The organism is Nocardiopsis sp. RV163, assembly GCF_001029525.1.
GTDB lineage: Bacteria > Actinomycetota > Actinomycetes > Streptosporangiales > Streptosporangiaceae > Nocardiopsis > Nocardiopsis dassonvillei.
The window spans coordinates 1-18,111 of sequence record NZ_LEKI01000122.1 but is presented as its reverse complement, the minus strand read 5'-3'; the positions used below and the strand labels follow the sequence as shown (position 1 = coordinate 18,111).

Genomic DNA, 18,111 nt, shown 5'->3' with positions numbered 1-18,111 from the left:
ACGTCCGCAAGCGCGACGTGACCCGCGACGAGCACGTCCAGGGCCAGCGCCGCCGAGAGCGGGTCGAGATGGAGGACGACGAGGGGGAGCCGCCCGCCAACGCCTGACCCGGTCGTGCGTTCGAGCCGCTCGTAGAAGGGGTGGTCGAGGGCGCGCGAACTCAGGAACAGCGGTGCGTGTGCCGCGCCGGTGTGCCAGTCCAGCTTGCCCCAGCAGACCGGGTTGCTGGCGGGGTACTCCCGGCGCCAGTCGGTGAGCGTGCGCAGGGTCTCGGCGACGGTCGCCCCGGCCGGGGGGACGAGTTCGCGCTCCCCGTACTCGCCCGTGTGCCAGGGCAGGAGCACGGACAGGACGTCCGCGCGGTCCAGGGCGACCCGGTGCCACGCCCCGCCGAGCTGGCGTGTGGCCAGGCTCAGCGCGCTCTCGGCGTACGTGTTGGTGGCGCGGGAGACCTCGTCCTCCAACGGGTGGGTGGCGCGGAAGCGCCGGAGGACGGTGTCTGGGGTGACGGGTTCGAGGATCTGCACGGCTTCGGTCCTCAGGTCGGTCCGTCGGGGCGGGAGTTCACGGGGGCTCGGGAACCACGGGGACGGCGGCGGCCCGACGACCGCGGGGGCCGCCACTACCCGTCGCCGAGGCGGTTATCGCTGCCCGAAGGATAGACGGGCACGGCAGGTCGGGAAAGGTAGCGCACACCGGACCGTGACCCTTTGCGTACGGCCCGGCACACAGGGATAGGATGCGGGTTCCCGCCGTTCCGAACTTCGTCCCGAGGCCCTCGTCCATGCGCACCGCAGCCACCCTCGCCGCCGCCGTCGCGGCCCTGCTCCTGGCCTCCTCCACCACCGCCGCGTCCGCACCGCCGAACGGCCTGGAGGCGGTCGTGCTCCTGTCCGCCGACCGCCTCGACACCGCTCCGCTGGTGGCCGCGGCCAAATGGCACACCGGCGACCCCGTCGAGGACCCCGAACGCGAGGCTCGGGTCCTGGCCGCCGTCGAGCGGCGGGCGTCCGGACTCGGCACGGATCCGGCCTCCGCCGTGGCTGTCACGCACGACCAGATGGAGGCCGGCAAGGTGGTCCAGCGCGGCCTGCACGCCCAGTGGTACGCGCAGGCCGACCGGCGACCGGAGCACGCGCCGGACCTGGCCGGGGTGCGGGCCGAACTGGACCGGATCACCCCCGCGCTGGTGGAGGCGCTGGCCGCCGCCGACACCAAGGACGCTTGACCCCGAGGGGTCGAACCCCCCGGTTCCGTCAACGCGCGACCGTCCCGGGCAATGGGCGCGCCAACACTTGCCCCGGACTCGGTAGCGGCTTGGGTGAGCCGCTAGTCCGCGCAGCTCACGGCGGGTAGGAGGTGGGCGGACAGCGTTGGGGCGCCCGCCCCTCGACCACGCGAACCAATAGGGGGACATCGTGGCACGCGATCGCACACCCGCAGACCTGATCGGGCACCACGTCCTCGATCGGGAGGGCCACAACGTCGGCAAGATCAACCAGGTCTACCTCGACGACAGAACCGATCAGCCGAGCTGGGTGTCCGTGCACACCGGCCTGTTCGGCAGGCACGAGACCCTCATCCCGCTCCAGGGCTCCCAGCCCGTGGAGGAGGACATCCGGGTCCCCTACGACAAGTCCGTCGTCAAGGACGCCCCGCACGTCGACGCCGACCGACACATCTCTCCCGAGGAGGAGCAGACGGTCCGCCAGTACTACGCGCAGCACGGCGGCCCCCCGATGCGCGGCGAGGAGACCGAGATGGGACCCGGCCCCGGGACGCAGACCGCGGGCCGGGAGGACATGGCCGGGGGTGCGGCGGGAGGCGCGGCGGGAGGCATGGCCGGTGACGCCGCCATGCGTGACCGCGACGCCGGTATGCGCGACCGAGACGCCGCCGCGGGCGACAGCGACGCTGCTGTGCGCGACCGCGGTCCCGCCATGGCGGACGAGCGCGACGACATCTCGATGACGCGTTCGGAGGAGCGCGTGGACATCGGCGTGGAACGGCGCGAGGCCGGCCACGCCCGCATGCACAAGTACGTCGAGACCGAGCAGTTCGACGAGACGGTCCCGCTGCACCACGACGAGCTCCAGGTCGAGCGCCGCCCGGTGGACGACCCCTCCTCGGTGCGCGAGCCCCGGGAGATGGGCGAGGAGGAGCAGACCTTCACGCTCTACGAGGAGCGCCCGGTCGTCTCCAAGGAAGAGGTCCCCGTCGAGGAAATCCACGTCCGCAAGCGCGACGTGACCCGCGACGAGCACGTCCAGGGCCAGCGCCGCCGAGAGCGGGTCGAGATGGAGGACGACGAGGGGGAGCCGCCCGCCAACGCCTGACCCGGTCGTGCGGCCGAGCCAGGTCAGGGCCGGAGCCGTCCCCGGACACACGGTCCGGGGACGACGCGTGCGCGCCGCTGTCGCGCGCCCACACGGAGGGGGAGGGACATGACCGAGCCCGGGGACGTCAGCGAGGAGACCGTCGGGGACGAGGGCGAGGAGAGGGAACCGGCCAGGGTGTCCCCGCCGCGCGGGCGCGAGGCCGGGCCCGGGCGCGGTCACACCATCGTGGTGGGCGCGGGCGTCGCCGGGCTGGCCGCCGCCGACCGGCTCGCCGAGGAGGGCGAGCGCGTCACCGTCGTGGAGGCCCGCGACCGCCTGGGCGGTCGCGTCCACTCCCTGCGCGAGTGGGACGGCACGACGGCCACCCTGGACGTGGGCGCCTCCTGGATACGCGGCGAGGAGAACAACCCCTTCGCGCGTCTGGTCCGCGAGATCGGCGTCCGCACGACCGTGTTCAACCGCTCCACCGAGACCGCCTACGACCCCAAGGGCCGCAGGCTGCTCTTCGACCGCCACCGCCGCAACATGGAGGACGTCAACCTCCTGCACGAGCACATGTACTGGGACAACGTCGGGGCCACGCCGCAGGAGTCGATGGAGGAGGGCATCAAGCAGGCCCTCTACGACGCCAACCTGGTGCGTGCCAGGGCCCGCGACGCCAACGAGATCGTGCACCGCCTCGTGGAGGGCGACCACGGCGCCGACGCCGACGAAGTCGCCTTCACCGCGGTGGGGGCCCTGCACGAGTTCAGCGGTGACGACGTTGTCTTCCCGGACGGCATGGCCCAGGTCACCGACTACCTGGCCCGGGGGCTGGACGTGCGCCTGGAGCACGTGGTGCTGTCGGTCTTCCACGACGGGGACGGCGCGGGCGTGCGCGTGGACACACCCGAGGGGGAGGAGACCCTGACCGCCGACCGGGTCCTGGTGACGCTGCCCCTGGGCGTGCTCAAGGGCGGAGGGGTCGATTTCGACCCGGCGCTGCCCGAGGACAAGGCCGGTGCCGTCCGTCGCCTGGGCAGCGGCCGCCTGGAGAAGCTGTTCCTGCGCTTCGAGGAGGTCTTCTGGGGCGACGCCGAGGTCCTGGTGCACCTGGGGACAGAGGAGGGGACGTGGTTCCACTGGTACGCCGGGCAACGGGTCATGGGTGCGCCGATCCTGGTCTGCCGCAACGGCGGCAACGCGGCCCGGTTCCTGGAGGAGAGGGACGAGGACGGCGTGGTCGCGCACGCGCTGGACTCGCTGCGCGGTCTGTTCCGCAAGGTGCCCGAACCCGTCGGCCACCACCTCACCCACTGGATGGACGACCCGTTCGCCCGGGGCAGTTTCTCCTTCACCGCCGTGGGGTCGGGGGACGAGGACCGGGCTGCGCTGGGCGAGCCGGTCGGTGAACGGCTGTTCTTCGGGGGAGAGGCGACCGAGACCGAGCACACGGCCACAGTGCACGGCGCCCTGCTCTCGGGCCGGAGGGAGGCCGAGCGCATCCTGGAGCTGTGAGACCGCTGCGGCGCGTCCGCGTGCGGGGCGGGGGCCTGAGCGCGGGCGGCGGTGTCCGGGCCGACAGGGGGCCCGGGACCGAGGCCTCCCGCCGGAGCCCCTCGTGCTCCGCGCCGCCGGAGAAGCCGGGGTCGGAGCTCCGCGCCCCGACCGCCGCGGAGGCACCGGTCAGAGCCCCAGACGGCTCTCCACGGTCCGGATCCCCGCGCGGCAGGCGCGTTCCACCTCGCGGTGGTTGCGCAGCCGCTCCAGCAGACGGAAGGGACGCGGGTCCGCTTCGGGGCCGCCGTCGGAGCCGATGACTTCCAGGGTCTGCCCTGTCAGCCTTCCGGTGCGCGTCCAGCGCTCCCAGCGCTCGAAGTCGGGGCTGGCCTGGTGCCCCATCACCAGGGCCCGGCCGCCCCGGCCGGACAGGTCGCCGCCGTCGCGCGACCACAGTTCCACGCTCCGCCCCGGACCGGCGGACCAGTCCCGTGCGGTGACCACGTCCACGCGCACGTCCGCACCCGTGCCGACGTCAGCACCCGCGTCCGCGCGCGGCCCGCCGTCCGTGGCGGGCGCGTCCGAGTCCGCGCCGACGTCCGTCCCGGAGCCCGCGCCCCACTCGCGCACCAGCAGGGCGTCCTCAGAGCGGTCGCGCCTGCGCACCGCCTCCACCCGATCGGTCCCCACCAGGGTCACCAGGGCGCGTGCCATCCACCACCAGTTCTCCTTGCGCGCCATCAGGCTCCCCGCGCGCAACCGGGTCGGCGGGTGCTTGGCCGCCTCCTGCTCCACCAGGTCGCGGCCGAACAGGCGGCCCCCCGGGTCCAGCCGCACCCGCACCGGACCCGCCCCCACCAGGCCGGTGTCCGTCCCCGGCACGGGCGAGGTGAGGCTGAACGCGGCGCGCGCGCCGAGCGAGTCCACCAGGTCCAGGTGGGCCATCGGAAGGGCCGCGCACGGAGTCCCCCCGTCCGAAAGCGGCACCACAGGGACGCTCACCGGCAGCCCCAGCGGGGTCACCCAGGAGAGCTCACCGACGGCCGAACGCCGCCAGACCGTGGCGAAATCTTCCACATACTTCCTTTTCTGTGATGTGTGACTCATGTTAATTTCTCGGGACTGTACCCGAACCTCCTGGACAGAGCACCCCCGGCTCCCGCCCACCCGGTCCGCACACCGGAAAGAAGGAAATCCCCGATGCCCGCTGTAGCAGTACTGCTCGGCACCCTGGCGATCTTCGCGCTGGCGTACCGCTTCTACTCGGCCTACCTGGCCAAACGGGTCTACGCCCTCGATCCCTCCTTCACCACGCCCGCGCACACGCTCCAGGACGGTGTGGACTACGTCCCCACCAACAAGCACATCGTCCTCGCGCACCACTTCATCTCCGTGGCGGGAGCCGCGCCCATCGTCGGCCCGGCGATCGGTGTGTTCTGGGGCTGGGGGCCCGCCCTGCTCTGGGTCATCCTGGGCACCGTCTTCGGGTCGGGCGCCCACGACTTCGGTTCGATCGTGGTCTCGCTGCGCAGCAAGGGCCGCAGCATCGGCACCCTGGCGGGCGACGTCATCGGGTCCCGGGCGCGCATCCTGTTCCTGCTGATCATCTTCTTCCTGGTGACCCTGGTGAACGCGGTGTTCGCCATCGTCATCGCCGGGCTGTTCGTGAGCACGCCCGAGGCGGTGCTGCCCACCCTGGTCACCATCCCGCTTGCCATCGCCGTGGGCCAGGTGGTCTACCGCCGCCGCACCGCCGCACTGCTCCCCTCGATCATCGCGCTGCTCCTGGTCTACGCCTGCATCCCGCTGGGGCAGATCCTGCCGATCAGCCTCGCGCCCGTCGCCGAGGCCACGGGGATCGCGGAGAACCTGCTGTGGATCGTGATCGTGTTCGCCTACGCGTTCGTGGCCTCCCGTCTGCCGGTGTGGCTGCTTCTCCAGCCCCGCGACTACATCAACCAGCAGCAGATGATCGTGGCGCTGCTCGTCATCATGGGCGGTGTGATCGTGGGCATGGACACGATCGCGGCACCGCTCTTCCGCGACACCCCGGCCGGCTCCCCGCCCATCTTCCCGCTGTTGTTCATCACCATCGCCTGCGGCGCGGTCTCGGGCTTCCACAGCCTGGTCGCCTCCGGTACCACCTCCAAGCAGATCGACAAGGAGACCGACGCGCGCTACGTCGGCTACCTCAGCTCCCTGGGCGAGGGCACGCTGGCGCTGTGCTCGATCCTGGCCTGCACCGCGGGCGTCATGGTCTACTCCGCCAACAGCGGCGCCGAGTGGGGCGCCCTGTACGTCGACTGGGAGGCCGCCTCCGCCGACCCGCAGGGCATGTTCGTCCAGGGCGTGGCGGGCTTCGCCTCCAACATCGGCGTCCCCGAGGCCACCGCACTGGTCTTCGGCGCACTGGTGATCGTCAGCTTCGCCGTCACCACCCTGGACACCGCGGTCCGGCTCAAGCGCTACATCATCCAGGAGATCGCCACGATCGCCGCCGACCGCTTCTCCACCGGCACCGCGCCGCACAGGGCGATGTCCTTCCTGGCCCGCAACATCACCGTCGCCACGCTCATCGCGGTGCTCATCCCCCTCGCCCTGACCCTGGTCCCGGGCGACTTCGCCGTGGGCACCCTGTGGCTGCTGTTCGGCACCACCAACCAGCTCACCGCGGGCCTGGCCCTGTCCGTCATCGCCGTGTGGGTCACCAAGCGCCACCGCAACCCGGTCATGATCCTCGTCCCGCTGGTGTTCCTGGCGGCCATGACCGTCTGGGCACTGGTCATCCAGCTCCGCGACTTCGCGGTCTCCGGCGACGCGATGCAGACCTTCCTGCTCGCGCCGCTGGACGGCGTCATCCTGCTGCTGGCCCTGTGGATGATGGCCGAGGCCGCCATCGCACTGAACAAGGCGCGCAAGAGCACGCCGGTGGCCGAGGCCGAGACCGAGGAGACCACCGCCGGGAGGGACGAGGGTGAGGTCAGGTAACCGCCGCGCCCGGGGCGCCGCCCCGTGAGCGCACCGGGCACCGGAGCCGGGCCCCCGCCGGGGGCCTGGCGCCGCGCCGTCGCCGCCTGGCGCCGCTTCGAGGACTTCCACCAGCAGGTCTTCGAGGCGCGCTGGGGGCACGCGCGCCGACGCGAGGCCCGCACCCAGCAGGACACCCTGCGGGCCCTGCTCATGCTGGAGAGCCTGGGAGTGGACAACCCCGTCGCCTACGAGACCCTCGACCTCATCCCCTACATGGTCGCCGACCTGCACGAGTGGCACCGGAGGATGGGCCGCAGGGACTTCGGAGCCCCCGGAGGCTGCTGTTGACCGAGTCCGCGACCGGCCCCGCCGCGCCGATCACCTTCTTCGGCGGCAAGGGCGGGGTCGGCAAGACCACCCTGGCCGCCGCGCACGCGCTGGCCCTGGCCGACGCCGGGCAGCGGGTGCTGGTGCTCTCCACCGACCCCGCCCACTCGCTAGGCGACGCCCTGGAGGCACGGCTCGGGGACGAGCCCGTCCCGGTCGCCCCCGGCCTGTGGGCCGCCGAGCCCGACGCCGACGCCGCCGTGCGCCGCCGGATCGCCCAGGTGCTCCGAGACGCCGAGCGGGCCGTCCCGCCCGAGGTGATGCCCGCCGTGCGCCGCCACCTGGAGCAGGCCGGCGCCAGTCCCGGCATGGCCGAGTCCGCTCTGGCCGACCTGCTCGTGGACCGCATGGAGGAGGTGGGGCCGCGCTGGGACGCCCTGGTCGTGGACAGCGCCCCCACCGGGCACCTGCTTCGCCTGCTCAACCTGCCGACGCTCCTGACCCCCTGGGTGGTGGGCCTGACCCGCCAGCGCGAGCGGGCCCGCCGCGCCGAGGCCTTCGCCGACGTCGTCGGCGGCTCGCGGGAGGAGGGCGACCCCCTCACCGAGGGCCTGCACGCGCGCCGCCACCGCCTGGAGCGCGCCGCCGAACGCCTGCGCGAGGACGCCCTGGTGCGCCTGGTGACCCTGCCCCGCCGCATGGTGCTGGCCGAGACCGCCCGCGCCGTCGAACAGCTCACCGGGGCCGGGTTCCGGCTCGCCCCCGTGGTCGTCAACCAGATCCCGCCCGGGGACGGCGCGGGACCCGACACCGCCGAGGCACTGGCCGCCACCCGCGATCTCCTCGCCCGCCTCGGAACGGTGGAGGTCCCGCTCCAGGACGCCGAGCCCACCGGTCCCGAACGCCTGCGCCGCCTGGCCGCCCTGCTCGCCGCCCGTTGAGGGCAGGCCCGAGGCCGGGGAGGGGAGGCCGGGCCCCGGCCGGGGAACCCCGCCGGGCCGCCCCGCGTTGGACGGTGGTGAGGGGTCGCGGCCGGGGAGGCCGCAAAGCGTACACGGTACGATCGGGGTGCGGCCGCCCTCCGACCAGGGCGGGTGGATCCACGATGGCGGGAAACGACCCTCCCGCCCGTTATCGTTGGCGCCATGGGGCGATCCGCGCAAGAAGGCAGACACACGGCGGGGGGCGATGTGGTCAGCCCGGCGGTCAGTGACCGCGTCTGGACGGTTCCCAACCTACTGAGCATGCTCCGTCTGCTGGGCGTGCCCCTGTTCCTGTGGCTCGTGCTGGTGCCCCAGGCCGACTGGTGGGCCCTGCTCGTGCTGGCCCTGGCGGGCCTGAGCGACTGGCTCGACGGCAAGATCGCCCGCGCCTGGAATCAGACCTCGCGCCTTGGGACCGTGCTCGATCCCCTCGCGGACCGGCTCTACATCTTCGCCGCCCTGCTCGGCCTGGTCATCCGCGGCATCGTGCCCTGGTGGCTCATGGGCATCCTCGTGCTGCGCGACGTCCTCATCCTTGGCGCCCTGCCGCTCCTGCGCCACTTCGGCTACGGGCCCCTGCCGGTCAACTTCGCGGGCAAGGCCGCCACGCTGTGCCTCCTGTACTCCTTCCCGCTCCTGTTCCTCGCTGGTTACGCCACGATCGCCGCAGATGTGGCGAGGATTATAGGTTGGGCCTTCGCGCTCTGGGGAACTGCTCTGTACTGGTGGGCCGGACTGCTCTACGCCGTACAGGGACTGCGCCTGATGGCCCAGACCCGCCGCGACGAAGGCGCTGATCGCACCGGCGGCCCCGGTGCCGTCGGCGACAGCGACCCCGTACGCGGTCACGCCCGGGACCGACTCGGTCCAGCCGCACCGGCGACCGCTGACGGCGACCCCGGCGCGGCCGCCGATGACGCGGACCGACCGGGCCGCCCGGACCAGGGGCGGACCGGCCCCTGATCCGCACGCGGACCGGCTCACCACGAGTCCTGTCGGATCGAGAGGGAGTGTCGTCTCCGCATGAGAACATGTCCCGCCGCCCGCAACGGCGTGCGCTCCGAACACCATCCCCCCGCGGCACGCACCGGCGGCCCAGTGGCACGGAGGTACCGGCGATGAGCCAGGCCGCAGACACCACCCCGGAGGCCGCCGCGCCTCCGATGAAGGCCGTCGTGATGGCGGGCGGCGAGGGAACCCGCCTGCGCCCCATGACCGCCAACCAGCCCAAACCGCTTCTGCCGGTGGTCAACAAGCCCATCATGGAGCACGTGCTGCGCCTGCTGCGCAAGCACGGCTTCACCGAGACCGTGGTCACCGTGCAGTTCCTGGCCACGCTCATCCGCAACTACTTCGGCGACGGCGAGGACCTGGGCATGAAGCTCAGCTACGTCGCCGAGGAGGTCCCGCTCGGCACGGCGGGCAGCGTCAAGAACGCCGAGGAGCACCTGCGCGGCGAGCCCTTCATCGTCATCTCCGGCGACGCCCTGACCGACATCGACCTGACCGACATGGTCCGCTTCCACCGCGAGAGCGGCGCCAAGGTCACCATCGGACTCAAGCGGGTGGAGAACCCGCTGGAGTTCGGCATCATCATCGTCGACGAGCAGGGGCGCGTCCAGCGCTTCCTGGAGAAGCCCACCTGGGGCCAGGTCTTCTCCGACACCGTCAACACCGGCATCTACATCATGGAGCCGGAGGTCCTCGAACGCGTCGCCGCGGGCGAGGTCGTCGACTGGTCCGGCGACGTCTTCCCCCAGCTGCTGGAGGAGGGCGAGCCCATCTACGGCTACATCGCCGACGGCTACTGGGAGGACGTGGGCACCCACGAGAGCTACCTCAGCGCCCAGGCCGACGTGCTCTCGGGCAAGGTGGACGTGGACATCGACGGCTTCGAGGTCTCGCCGGGGGTGTGGGTCGGCGAGGGCGCCGAGGTCCACCCCGAGGCCGTCCTCAAGGGCCCGCTCTACATCGGCGACTACGCCAAGGTCGAGGCGGGCGCCGAGCTGCGCGAGTTCACCGTGGTCGGCAGCAACACCGTCGTGCGCTCGGAGGCCTTCGCCCACCGCACCGTCCTGCACGACAACGTGTTCATCGGCCGCGGCGCCAACCTGCGCGGCGCCGTCATCGGCAAGAACACCGACGTCATGGCGGCCGCCCGGATCGAGGAGGGCGCGGTCGTGGGCGAGGACTGCGTCGTCGAGTCCGAGGCCTACCTGCACAACGACGTCAAGGTCTACCCGTTCAAGACCATCGAGGCCGGTGCGGTGGTCAGCACAAACGTCATCTGGGAGTCGCGCGGGCAGCGCTCGCTGTTCGGCCCCAGGGGCGTGTCCGGCCTGATCAACGTGGAGATCACCCCGGAACTGGCGGTGCGCCTGGCCAACGCCTACGCCACCACGCTGAAGAAGGGCGCGATCGTCACCACCTCGCGTGACGTCTCGCGCGCCGCCCGCACGCTCAAGCGCGCGATCATCAGCGCGCTCACGGCGGCCGCCATCGAGGTGCGCGACCTGGAGGTGGTGCCGCTGCCCGTGGCCCGCTTCCACACCTCCCAGAGCGGCGTCAGCGGCGGCATCACGGTGCGCACCACCCCGGGCGACCCGGAGTCGGTCGACATCCTGTTCCTGGACGGCGACGGCGCCGACCTGTCGCCCGGCGCCCAGCGCAAGCTCGACCGGGTCTTCTCCCGCGCCGAGTACCGCCGGGCCTTCCCCGGCGAGATCGGCGAGCTGACCTTCCCGTCGCGCAACGTGGAGAGCTACTCCCACGAGCTGCTGCGCAAGGTGGACACATCCGGAGTCGCCGAGGCCGAGCTCAAGGTCGTGGTGGACTGCGCCGGGGGCAGCGGCTCGCTCATCCTGCCCTCCCTGCTGGGCCGGATCGGCGTGGACGTGCTCACCGTCAACAACCGGCTGGACGAGTCCTCGCCCACCGACACCGTCGCCAAGCAGAACCGCGACCTGGCGCGGCTGGGCGAGCTGGTCTCGGGGTCGGGCGCCGACTTCGGCGTGCGCTTCGACCCCGTGGCCGAACGGCTCTCCATCGTGGACGAGAGCGGCGACCTGGTCCACAACGACCGGGCCCTGCTGGTCGTCCTGGAGCTGGTCTGCGCCGAGTACGGGAGCGGGACGGTGGCCCTGCCCGTCACCACCACCCGCGTCGCCGAGACCGTGGCCGCCTCGCACGGGGTCGAGGTCCACTGGACGGCCACCGCCACCGACGAGCTGACCAAGGCGGTCCAGGCCCAGGAAGACGTCATCTTCGCGGGCGACGGCCGCGGCGGGTTCATCGTGCCGCGGTTCAGCCCCACCAGCGACGCCATCGCCGCCTTCGTGCGGCTGCTGTCGCTGGTGGCCAGGACCCGCCGCTCGCTGAGCCAGATCGACCGCACGATCCCCCGGGCGCACCTGCTGCGCCGTTCGGTGCCCACCCCGTGGGCGGTCAAGGGGAGCGTGATGCGCGCGGTCGTGGAGGCGGCTGGCGGCCGCGAACTCGACACCACCGACGGCGTCCGGGTGATCGAGCCGGACGGAAGCTGGGCCCTGGTCCTCCCCGACACCGCGGAGGCCGTCACCCATCTTTGGGCTGAAGGTCCCGACTCCGACACCGCGCACCGTCTGCTGGACGAGTGGGCGGCCGTCGTGGAACGGGCCGAGGGCTGAGGCTGGCCGCGCGGGCGCGGACGGGTCCTCCGTCCGCGCCCGCGCGGCGCGTGGCCCCGGTGTCACGCACGGTGCGCGGGCGCGGGCCCTACCGTGCGTGACCCCGCGGGTTAAAATGGGCATACAGGCAGGTCGTGGCGGTTCGGCGAAGTCGGTGCGAATCCAGGGGGATCCGTGGAGAACCAAACCCGCCGACACGGCATCAGCACCAGGACAGGCGTGTTGCCCCGACCCGGCCCTCCGCCGTCGCCGGACACCCTCCGCGACGACGGGCACACCACTCGGCGATCCGTTCCAGGCGGGTCGTCCACAGCGGGCGGGGGAGGAGCAAAACCCTTCCTGGACAGGGATATGGTTTAAAGTCGAGTGTTCCCCGAAGCGCCGCGTCGCCCACCGGACCGGGTATCCCGGCAACGGCGGACACCCTCACCGGTGGTGACAAGGAGTGCGACACGGGGGATGAGACCTAGCGACCGACCGCGTGAGGCGCACCGCTGCCGCGACAGCGGGCCGCCTCACCCCGTAACGGACGGCGTGCGGGCCCAGCGCCCGCCCGACGCCCGGTACGTGCCACCGATCAGCCCAATCAAGCACCGCCCCGTGCGGTAGGAGGCCGAGCCGACCTATGTCGAGCGTTTACTGCACGCAGTGCGGTCACGCCGTTGCGGATGATGCCCGTTTCTGCTCCCACTGCGGAACCCCGATCCGCAGAGCCGAACAGCAGGGCCCCCGACCCGGCACTGGCAGGGACTCCGGCGGAGACGTCACGTCCACCATCTCCCTCTCGGGCATACAGGCCCTGGAAGAGGAGGAGTCCGGCGACGAACTGGGCGGCGACGACCCCGCCAACCCCGACGCTCTGCCGCCGGGCACGGCGCTGCTGGTGGTCAGGCGCGGCCCCAACGCCGGGAGCCGTTTCCTGCTGGACAGTGACGTGACCACCGCCGGTCGCCACCCCAACAGCGACATCTTCCTGGACGACGTCACCGTCTCCCGGCGCCACGTGGAGTTCTTCCGCCGCGGCGACGGGTTCGGAGTCCGCGACGTGGGCAGCCTCAACGGCACCTACGTCAACCGCGAGCCGGTCGACGAGGCCCAGCTCGGCGGAGGAGACGAGATCCAGATCGGCAAGTTCCGGATGGTCCTGCTGACCAAACCGCGCCGCTGACCGGCGCGGGGACGGCCGCGGGAGCGGCGGGTGGGCCGATGAGGTTTGCGGCCCCCCGCCGCCGGAGAGCTTTGTAACGAAGGGTGCCGATTTCGCCCTCGGGTCCTGATCCGCAGCGGGAGCAGGGACGAGCGCCCATCCGGCATCACGACTCGTGGGACGGAGACGCTGTGAAGCACATGGAGGTCGTCGGCGTCCGTGTTGAGATGCCCTCGAACCAGCCGATTGTCCTGCTCAAGGAATCCGAAGGCGACCGCTACCTGCCGATCTGGATCGGCGGTGTGGAGGCCACCGCGATCGCGCTGGCCCAGCAGGGCGTCGCACCGGCCAGACCGCTCACCCACGACCTGTTCCGGGACGTCCTCGACGCCCTGGACACCGGGCTCAAGACGGTGAACATCACCGGCCTCAGCGACGGCATCTTCTACGCCCAGCTGGTCTTCAGCAACGGCGTGGAGGTGAGCGCGCGCCCCTCCGACTCGATCGCCCTGGCGTTACGGACGGGCACGCCCATCTACGCGCACGAGGACGTGATCGACGAGGCCGGGATGCCCATACCGGACGAGCAGGAGGACCAGGTCGAGGCGTTCCGGGAGTTCCTGGACAACATCTCGCCCGAGGACTTCGGCAGGCGCGCCGAGTAGGTTCGTGGCGCACGTGCATCCCCCCGGGGCCCGCGCACAGGCGCGGGTCCCGTGCCGCGGTGATGTCGCGCGCCGGGGAGGACACGCCCCGACCTGCGGCTTCGTCCGCGGAGCCGGTGATAGATTGGGTAACGGAAATGGTCGCGATGATCAGGGCCGAAACCCCGCTTGCGCGTCGGGCGCCACCGGGGAGGCCCCGGCACACCGGCGCCGCGCGCACTTGGCGACGCGCCGCGCGGTGTCGTTGACGCTGCCGGTCGGCCGTCCTACCTTCAGTGCAGTGGAACCCACGGCGCACCCGTTCCCTGAGTGGACATCCCCTGTCGAGACCGCCGTGGGACGAGAAGCCGGAGGTCGGCGTGGCGGTAGCGAGCGGCAAGCGGGATCCCCATGACAGGCGGTCCGCGCTGCGGCTAGCGGGGCAGCAGGGCCTACTGTGCGAAGAGGACTTGGTGGCGCTGCCTATGGACGTCGGGTATCGGGGCCCCGCGGCGTGTACGGCCGCCGGGATCAGCTACCGCCAGCTCGACTACTGGGCCAGGACCGGCCTGGTGGAGCCGAGCGTGCTCACCGGAGCCCACAACGCCCCCCTGTACAGCCTTCCCGACATCCTGTTGCTCAAGGTCGCCAAACGGCTTCTGGACACCGGGATATCCCTTCAGCAGATCCGCACCGCGGTCGACCACCTGCGCGGTCGGCCCGCCCCCGACCTGGCCCGCATCACCCTCATGAGCGACGGCGTCAGCGTCTACGAGTGCACCTCCCCGGAGGAGGTCGTGGACCTCATGCAGCGCGGTCAGGGCATGTTCGGCCTGGCGCTGGGCAACGTGTGGCGCGAGGTGGAGGAAGCTCTGGGCGTGGTGCCCGCGGAGGAGCGGGCCGACCTGCCCGCCGCCCCGCCCCAGCCCGTGGACGAGCTGGCCAGGCGCCGCCGGGAGCGCCGCACCGGCTGAGACCGACAGGCGCCGCCAAAAGCCCCCGGGGCGGTCGCGAGCCGGCCGGGGCGCGGGCGCTTCGGGGCCGCGGTTATTCGGAGGAACCTCCAGGCTCTCGGTGTGATGTGCGAGAAACGCCTGCCCGAGAGCGCTACCCCAGGCGACGATCGAGTACGGTCGTAGTCACAACAGGGATGAAAAACGACATTCACCCTGCTTGTACACACGTACAGATCGTCAGCTGGCTGTCGACACCGCGCGAGAGAGACCCCGCAACGGGGCGCCGACGGGGCAATACTCCCCAGTAACCTCTCAGGCACCATGGACCGCGTGGAGGAGGCCGCTCTGAAGCCTGGGCACCCCCGTGCCCGGTGACAGAGGGGGAGACCGTGAGGAACACCGCCGACCCGACTCGGCCCTGTCACCAGGAGGTCTCCGTGCCAGACCAGCCCGTGCACACCCCGAGCGCGCCCGCCCGGGTGTTCGCCGACCGCCACATCGGCCCCACGCCCGCCGAGGTCCAGGAGATGCTCAAGGCGGTCGGCTACGGCTCCACCGCCGAACTCATGGCCGACGCCGTGCCCGAGTCCATCCTCACCGGCCCCGGACGCAGCGCGCCGCTGGACCTGCCCCCGGCGCTGAGCGAGGCCGAGGCCCTGGCCGAGCTGCGCGACCTGGCCTCCCGCAACCAGGTGCGCACCTCACTGATCGGCCAGGGCTACTACGGCACCCTCACCCCGCCGGTCATCCTGCGCAACATCATGGAGAACCCCGCCTGGTACACGGCCTACACGCCCTACCAGCCCGAGATCTCACAGGGCCGGCTGGAGGCTCTGCTCAACTTCCAGACCATGGTCTCCGACCTGACCGGCCTGCCCGTCTCGGGCTCCTCCCTGCTCGACGAGGCCACCGCCGCCGCCGAGGCCATGATCCTGGCCCGCCGCGCCTCCAAGAGCAAGGCCGACGTCTTCGTCGTCGACGCCGACGTCTTCCCCCAGACCCTGCACGTGCTGCGCACCCGCGCCGAACCCCTGGGCATCGAGGTCGTGGTCGCCGACCTGTCCCGGGGCCTGCCCGAGGGCGACGCCTTCGGCGTCCTGGTGCAGTACCCCGCCTCCAGCGGCGCCGTGCGCGACCCGGGCCCGATCGTCGCCCAGGCCCACGAGCGCGGCGCCCTCGCGGTGGTGGCCGCCGACATCCTGGCCCTGACGCTGCTGCGCAGCCCCGGCGACCTGGGCGCCGACATCGCCGTCGGCTCCACCCAGCGCTTCGGCGTCCCGCTCGGCTTCGGCGGCCCCCACGCCGGTTACATGGCCGTCGGCGAGAAGCTGCGCCGCCAGCTCCCCGGCCGCCTGGTCGGCGTCTCGGTGGACAACGCGGGCAAGCCCGCCTACCGCCTGGCGCTGCAGACCCGCGAGCAGCACATCCGCCGCGAGAAGGCCACCAGCAACATCTGCACCGCGCAGGTCCTGCTCGCCGTCATGGCCGGGATGTACGCGGTCTACCACGGCCCCGACGGCCTGCGCGCCATCGCCCGCCAGGTGCACACCCGCACCGCCGCCCTGGCCGACGCGCTCGCCGAGCGCGGTTTCGAGGTCCTGCACCACGCCTACTTCGACACCCTGCGCGTGCGCGTGCCCAGCGCCGCCCGCGTCGTGGAGTCCGCCCTAGAGGCCGGGTACAACCTGCTGGCCGCGGACGAGTACACGGTCGGCGTCAGCGTGGACGAGACCACCACCGAGGCCGACCTGGAGAAGGTCCTGGCGGCCTTCGGCGAGGCCGAGCGCGGCTCCTCGCGCGTGCGCCTGAGCGCGGACGAGGACGCCGACCGCCTGCCCGTCGAGCTGTCCCGCCAGGTGGACTACCTCACCCACCCGGTGTTCGCCACCCACCGCAGCGAGACCTCGCTGCTGCGCTACATGCGCCGCCTCTCCGACCGCGACCTGGCACTGGACCGCACGATGATCCCGCTGGGCTCGTGCACCATGAAGCTCAACGCAACGGCGGAGATGGAGCCCGTCACCTGGCCCGAGTTCGCCGGACTGCACCCGCTGGCGCCGCTGGACCAGGCCGCCGGAAGCCTGGCACTGATCCGCCAGTTGGAGGCATGGCTGGCCGAGGTCACCGGCTACGACGCGGTGTCCCTCCAGCCCAACGCCGGGTCCCAGGGCGAGTTCGCCGGGCTGCTGGCCATCCGCGGCTACCACCGCTCGCGCGGTGAGGCCCACCGCGACGTCTGCCTGATCCCCAGCTCCGCGCACGGTACCAACGCCGCCAGCGCCGTGATGGCAGGTATGCGCGTGGCCGTGGTGGCCTGCGACGACAACGGCAACGTCGATTTGGAGGACCTGCGCGCCAAGACCGACGAGCACGCCGGCGACCTGGCCGCCATCATGATCACCTACCCGTCCACGCACGGCGTGTACGAGGACACCGTCACCGAGGTGTGCCGCCTTGTCCACGAGGCGGGCGGCCAGGTGTACGTGGACGGGGCCAACCTCAACGCTCTGCTGGGCTGGGCCAAGCCGGGTGAGTTCGGGGCCGACGTCAGCCACCTCAACCTGCACAAGACCTTCTGCATCCCGCACGGCGGCGGCGGTCCGGGAGTGGGCCCGGTCGCGGTCCGCTCGCACCTGGCCGGTTTCCTGCCCAACCACCCGGGCCAGCCCGAGGCGGGCCCGCACACGGGGGTCGGCCCGGTTTCGGCGGCCCCGTTCGGCTCGGCGGGCATCCTGCCCATCTCCTGGGCCTACGTGCGGATGATGGGCGAGGAGGGGCTGCGCTCGGCCACCGAGACCGCGGTGCTGTCAGCGAACTACCTGGCCAAGCGGCTGGAGCCCTACTTCCCGGTGCTCTACACCGGTGCGGGCGGCCTGGTGGCGCACGAGTGCGTCGTGGACGTCCGCCCGCTCCAGAAGGCCAGCGGCATCAGCAACGAGGACCTGGCCAAGCGGCTCATGGACTACGGTTTCCACGCGCCGACGATGTCGTTCCCGGTCAACGGCACCCTGATGGTGGAGCCGACCGAGAGCGAGAACCTCGCCGAGCTGGACCGCTTCGTGGAGGCGATGGTCGCGATCCGCGGCGAGATCGACAAGGTGGCCTCGGGGGAGTGGGACGCGCGGGACAACCCGCTGCGCAACGCCCCGCACACCGCGGAGGCCGTGACCGCCGACGAGTGGTCGCACGGCTACACGCGCGCCGAGGCGGCCTACCCGCTGTCGTCGCTGCGCACGGACAAGTACTGGCCGCCGGTCGGCCGGATCGACCAGGCCTACGGGGACCGCAACCTGGTCTGCTCCTGCCCGCCGCCGGAGGCCTTCGAGCTGTAGGGCGGCCCGGGCCGCGGTGAGGGGCGCCGGTTCCCGGGCCGGCGCCCCTTCTTCTGCACCTTTAAAGATCTACGTCGTAAAAGTCCGTTTTGTTTTCCATGGCCTCGGGGGAGGGGTACGGAACGGGGTTGCGGACCGCGGCGCGGACCCCCGGGCCCCGGCCGCCGCAGGCGTTAGAGTTGCGGCGACACGGATCGCGTTCCCGCCACGCGGTCCGCCACCCCGCCACCCCCATGGAAAGCGGAGACCATGACCACGACGTCCGGACC

14 protein-coding genes and 1 riboswitch are annotated in these 18,111 nt (G+C 72.1%); of the genes, 12 read left to right on the top strand and 2 right to left on the bottom strand.

All coding sequences use genetic code 11. The features are described from left to right. Positions 1–527, bottom strand: a 527-nt coding sequence (locus tag ABD54_RS19400) for a DUF6309 family protein (protein ID WP_235432113.1), incomplete at its 3' end; no start/stop codon positions are given. Positions 528–784: 257 nt separating this feature from the next. Between ABD54_RS19400 and aroQ the strand changes: the two genes are divergently transcribed. The 3 genes from aroQ (at position 785) to ABD54_RS19385 (ending at position 3,836) form a co-directional block, all read left to right on the top strand. Continuing rightward, complete coding sequence (gene aroQ / locus ABD54_RS19395) at positions 785–1,228, top strand: gamma subclass chorismate mutase AroQ (RefSeq protein WP_235432112.1); 444 nt, start codon at positions 785–787, stop codon at positions 1,226–1,228. 190 nt (positions 1,229–1,418) lie between these two features. Then, positions 1,419–2,336, top strand: coding sequence for a PRC and DUF2382 domain-containing protein (locus ABD54_RS19390; RefSeq protein WP_047870931.1), 918 nt, complete (start codon positions 1,419–1,421; stop codon positions 2,334–2,336). A gap of 108 nt (positions 2,337–2,444) precedes the next feature. Beyond that, entirely contained in the window at positions 2,445–3,836 is a 1,392-nt protein-coding gene (locus tag ABD54_RS19385; protein ID WP_047870930.1) for an NAD(P)/FAD-dependent oxidoreductase, read from the top strand. Between the two features lie 168 nt (positions 3,837–4,004). On the opposite strand, the gene ABD54_RS19380 is transcribed toward ABD54_RS19385, so the two are convergent. After that, positions 4,005–4,895 (bottom strand): hypothetical protein, encoded by an 891-nt coding sequence (locus ABD54_RS19380; RefSeq protein ID WP_047870929.1) that lies wholly within the window; start codon positions 4,893–4,895, stop codon positions 4,005–4,007. 123 nt (positions 4,896–5,018) lie between these two features. Between ABD54_RS19380 and ABD54_RS19375 the strand changes: the two genes are divergently transcribed. The 9 genes from ABD54_RS19375 (at position 5,019) to gcvP (ending at position 17,842) form a co-directional block, all read left to right on the top strand. Beyond that, a complete protein-coding gene (locus ABD54_RS19375; RefSeq protein WP_047870928.1) occupies positions 5,019–6,806 on the top strand; it encodes a carbon starvation protein A in 1,788 nt (595 codons plus the stop codon). A gap of 24 nt (positions 6,807–6,830) precedes the next feature. After that, positions 6,831–7,136, top strand: a complete 306-nt coding sequence (locus ABD54_RS19370) for a cory-CC-star protein (protein WP_047870927.1) — start codon at positions 6,831–6,833, stop codon at positions 7,134–7,136. Next, the gene (locus tag ABD54_RS19365; RefSeq protein WP_047870926.1) at positions 7,133–8,056 is read left to right on the top strand and encodes an ArsA family ATPase; all 924 of its coding nucleotides are present in this window, start codon (positions 7,133–7,135) and stop codon (positions 8,054–8,056) included. The genes ABD54_RS19370 and ABD54_RS19365 overlap by 4 nt, the downstream gene beginning before the upstream one ends. A 249-nt stretch (positions 8,057–8,305) precedes the next feature. Continuing rightward, on the top strand, positions 8,306–9,061 hold the full coding sequence (locus ABD54_RS19360; protein WP_082166907.1) for a CDP-alcohol phosphatidyltransferase family protein: 756 nt from the start codon (positions 8,306–8,308) through the stop codon (positions 9,059–9,061). Between the two features lie 200 nt (positions 9,062–9,261). Beyond that, entirely contained in the window at positions 9,262–11,763 is a 2,502-nt protein-coding gene (locus tag ABD54_RS19355) for a mannose-1-phosphate guanyltransferase (protein WP_047870933.1), read from the top strand. A 625-nt stretch (positions 11,764–12,388) separates the two neighbouring features. Continuing rightward, positions 12,389–12,931: an FHA domain-containing protein gene (locus tag ABD54_RS19350; protein ID WP_013152508.1), complete on the top strand. Its 543-nt coding sequence runs from the start codon at positions 12,389–12,391 to the stop codon at positions 12,929–12,931. A 170-nt stretch (positions 12,932–13,101) separates the two neighbouring features. Then, a complete protein-coding gene (locus ABD54_RS19345) occupies positions 13,102–13,575 on the top strand; it encodes a bifunctional nuclease family protein (RefSeq protein WP_047870924.1) in 474 nt (157 codons plus the stop codon). Positions 13,576–14,039: 464 nt separating this feature from the next. Next, positions 14,040–14,528: a MerR family transcriptional regulator gene (locus ABD54_RS19340; RefSeq protein WP_082166906.1), complete on the top strand. Its 489-nt coding sequence runs from the start codon at positions 14,040–14,042 to the stop codon at positions 14,526–14,528. A 231-nt stretch (positions 14,529–14,759) separates the two neighbouring features. Then, positions 14,760–14,849: riboswitch (glycine riboswitch) on the top strand. 98 nt (positions 14,850–14,947) lie between these two features. Then, entirely contained in the window at positions 14,948–17,842 is a 2,895-nt protein-coding gene (gene gcvP, locus ABD54_RS19335; protein WP_047870932.1) for an aminomethyl-transferring glycine dehydrogenase, read from the top strand. Positions 17,843–18,111: the final 269 nt, after the last annotated feature.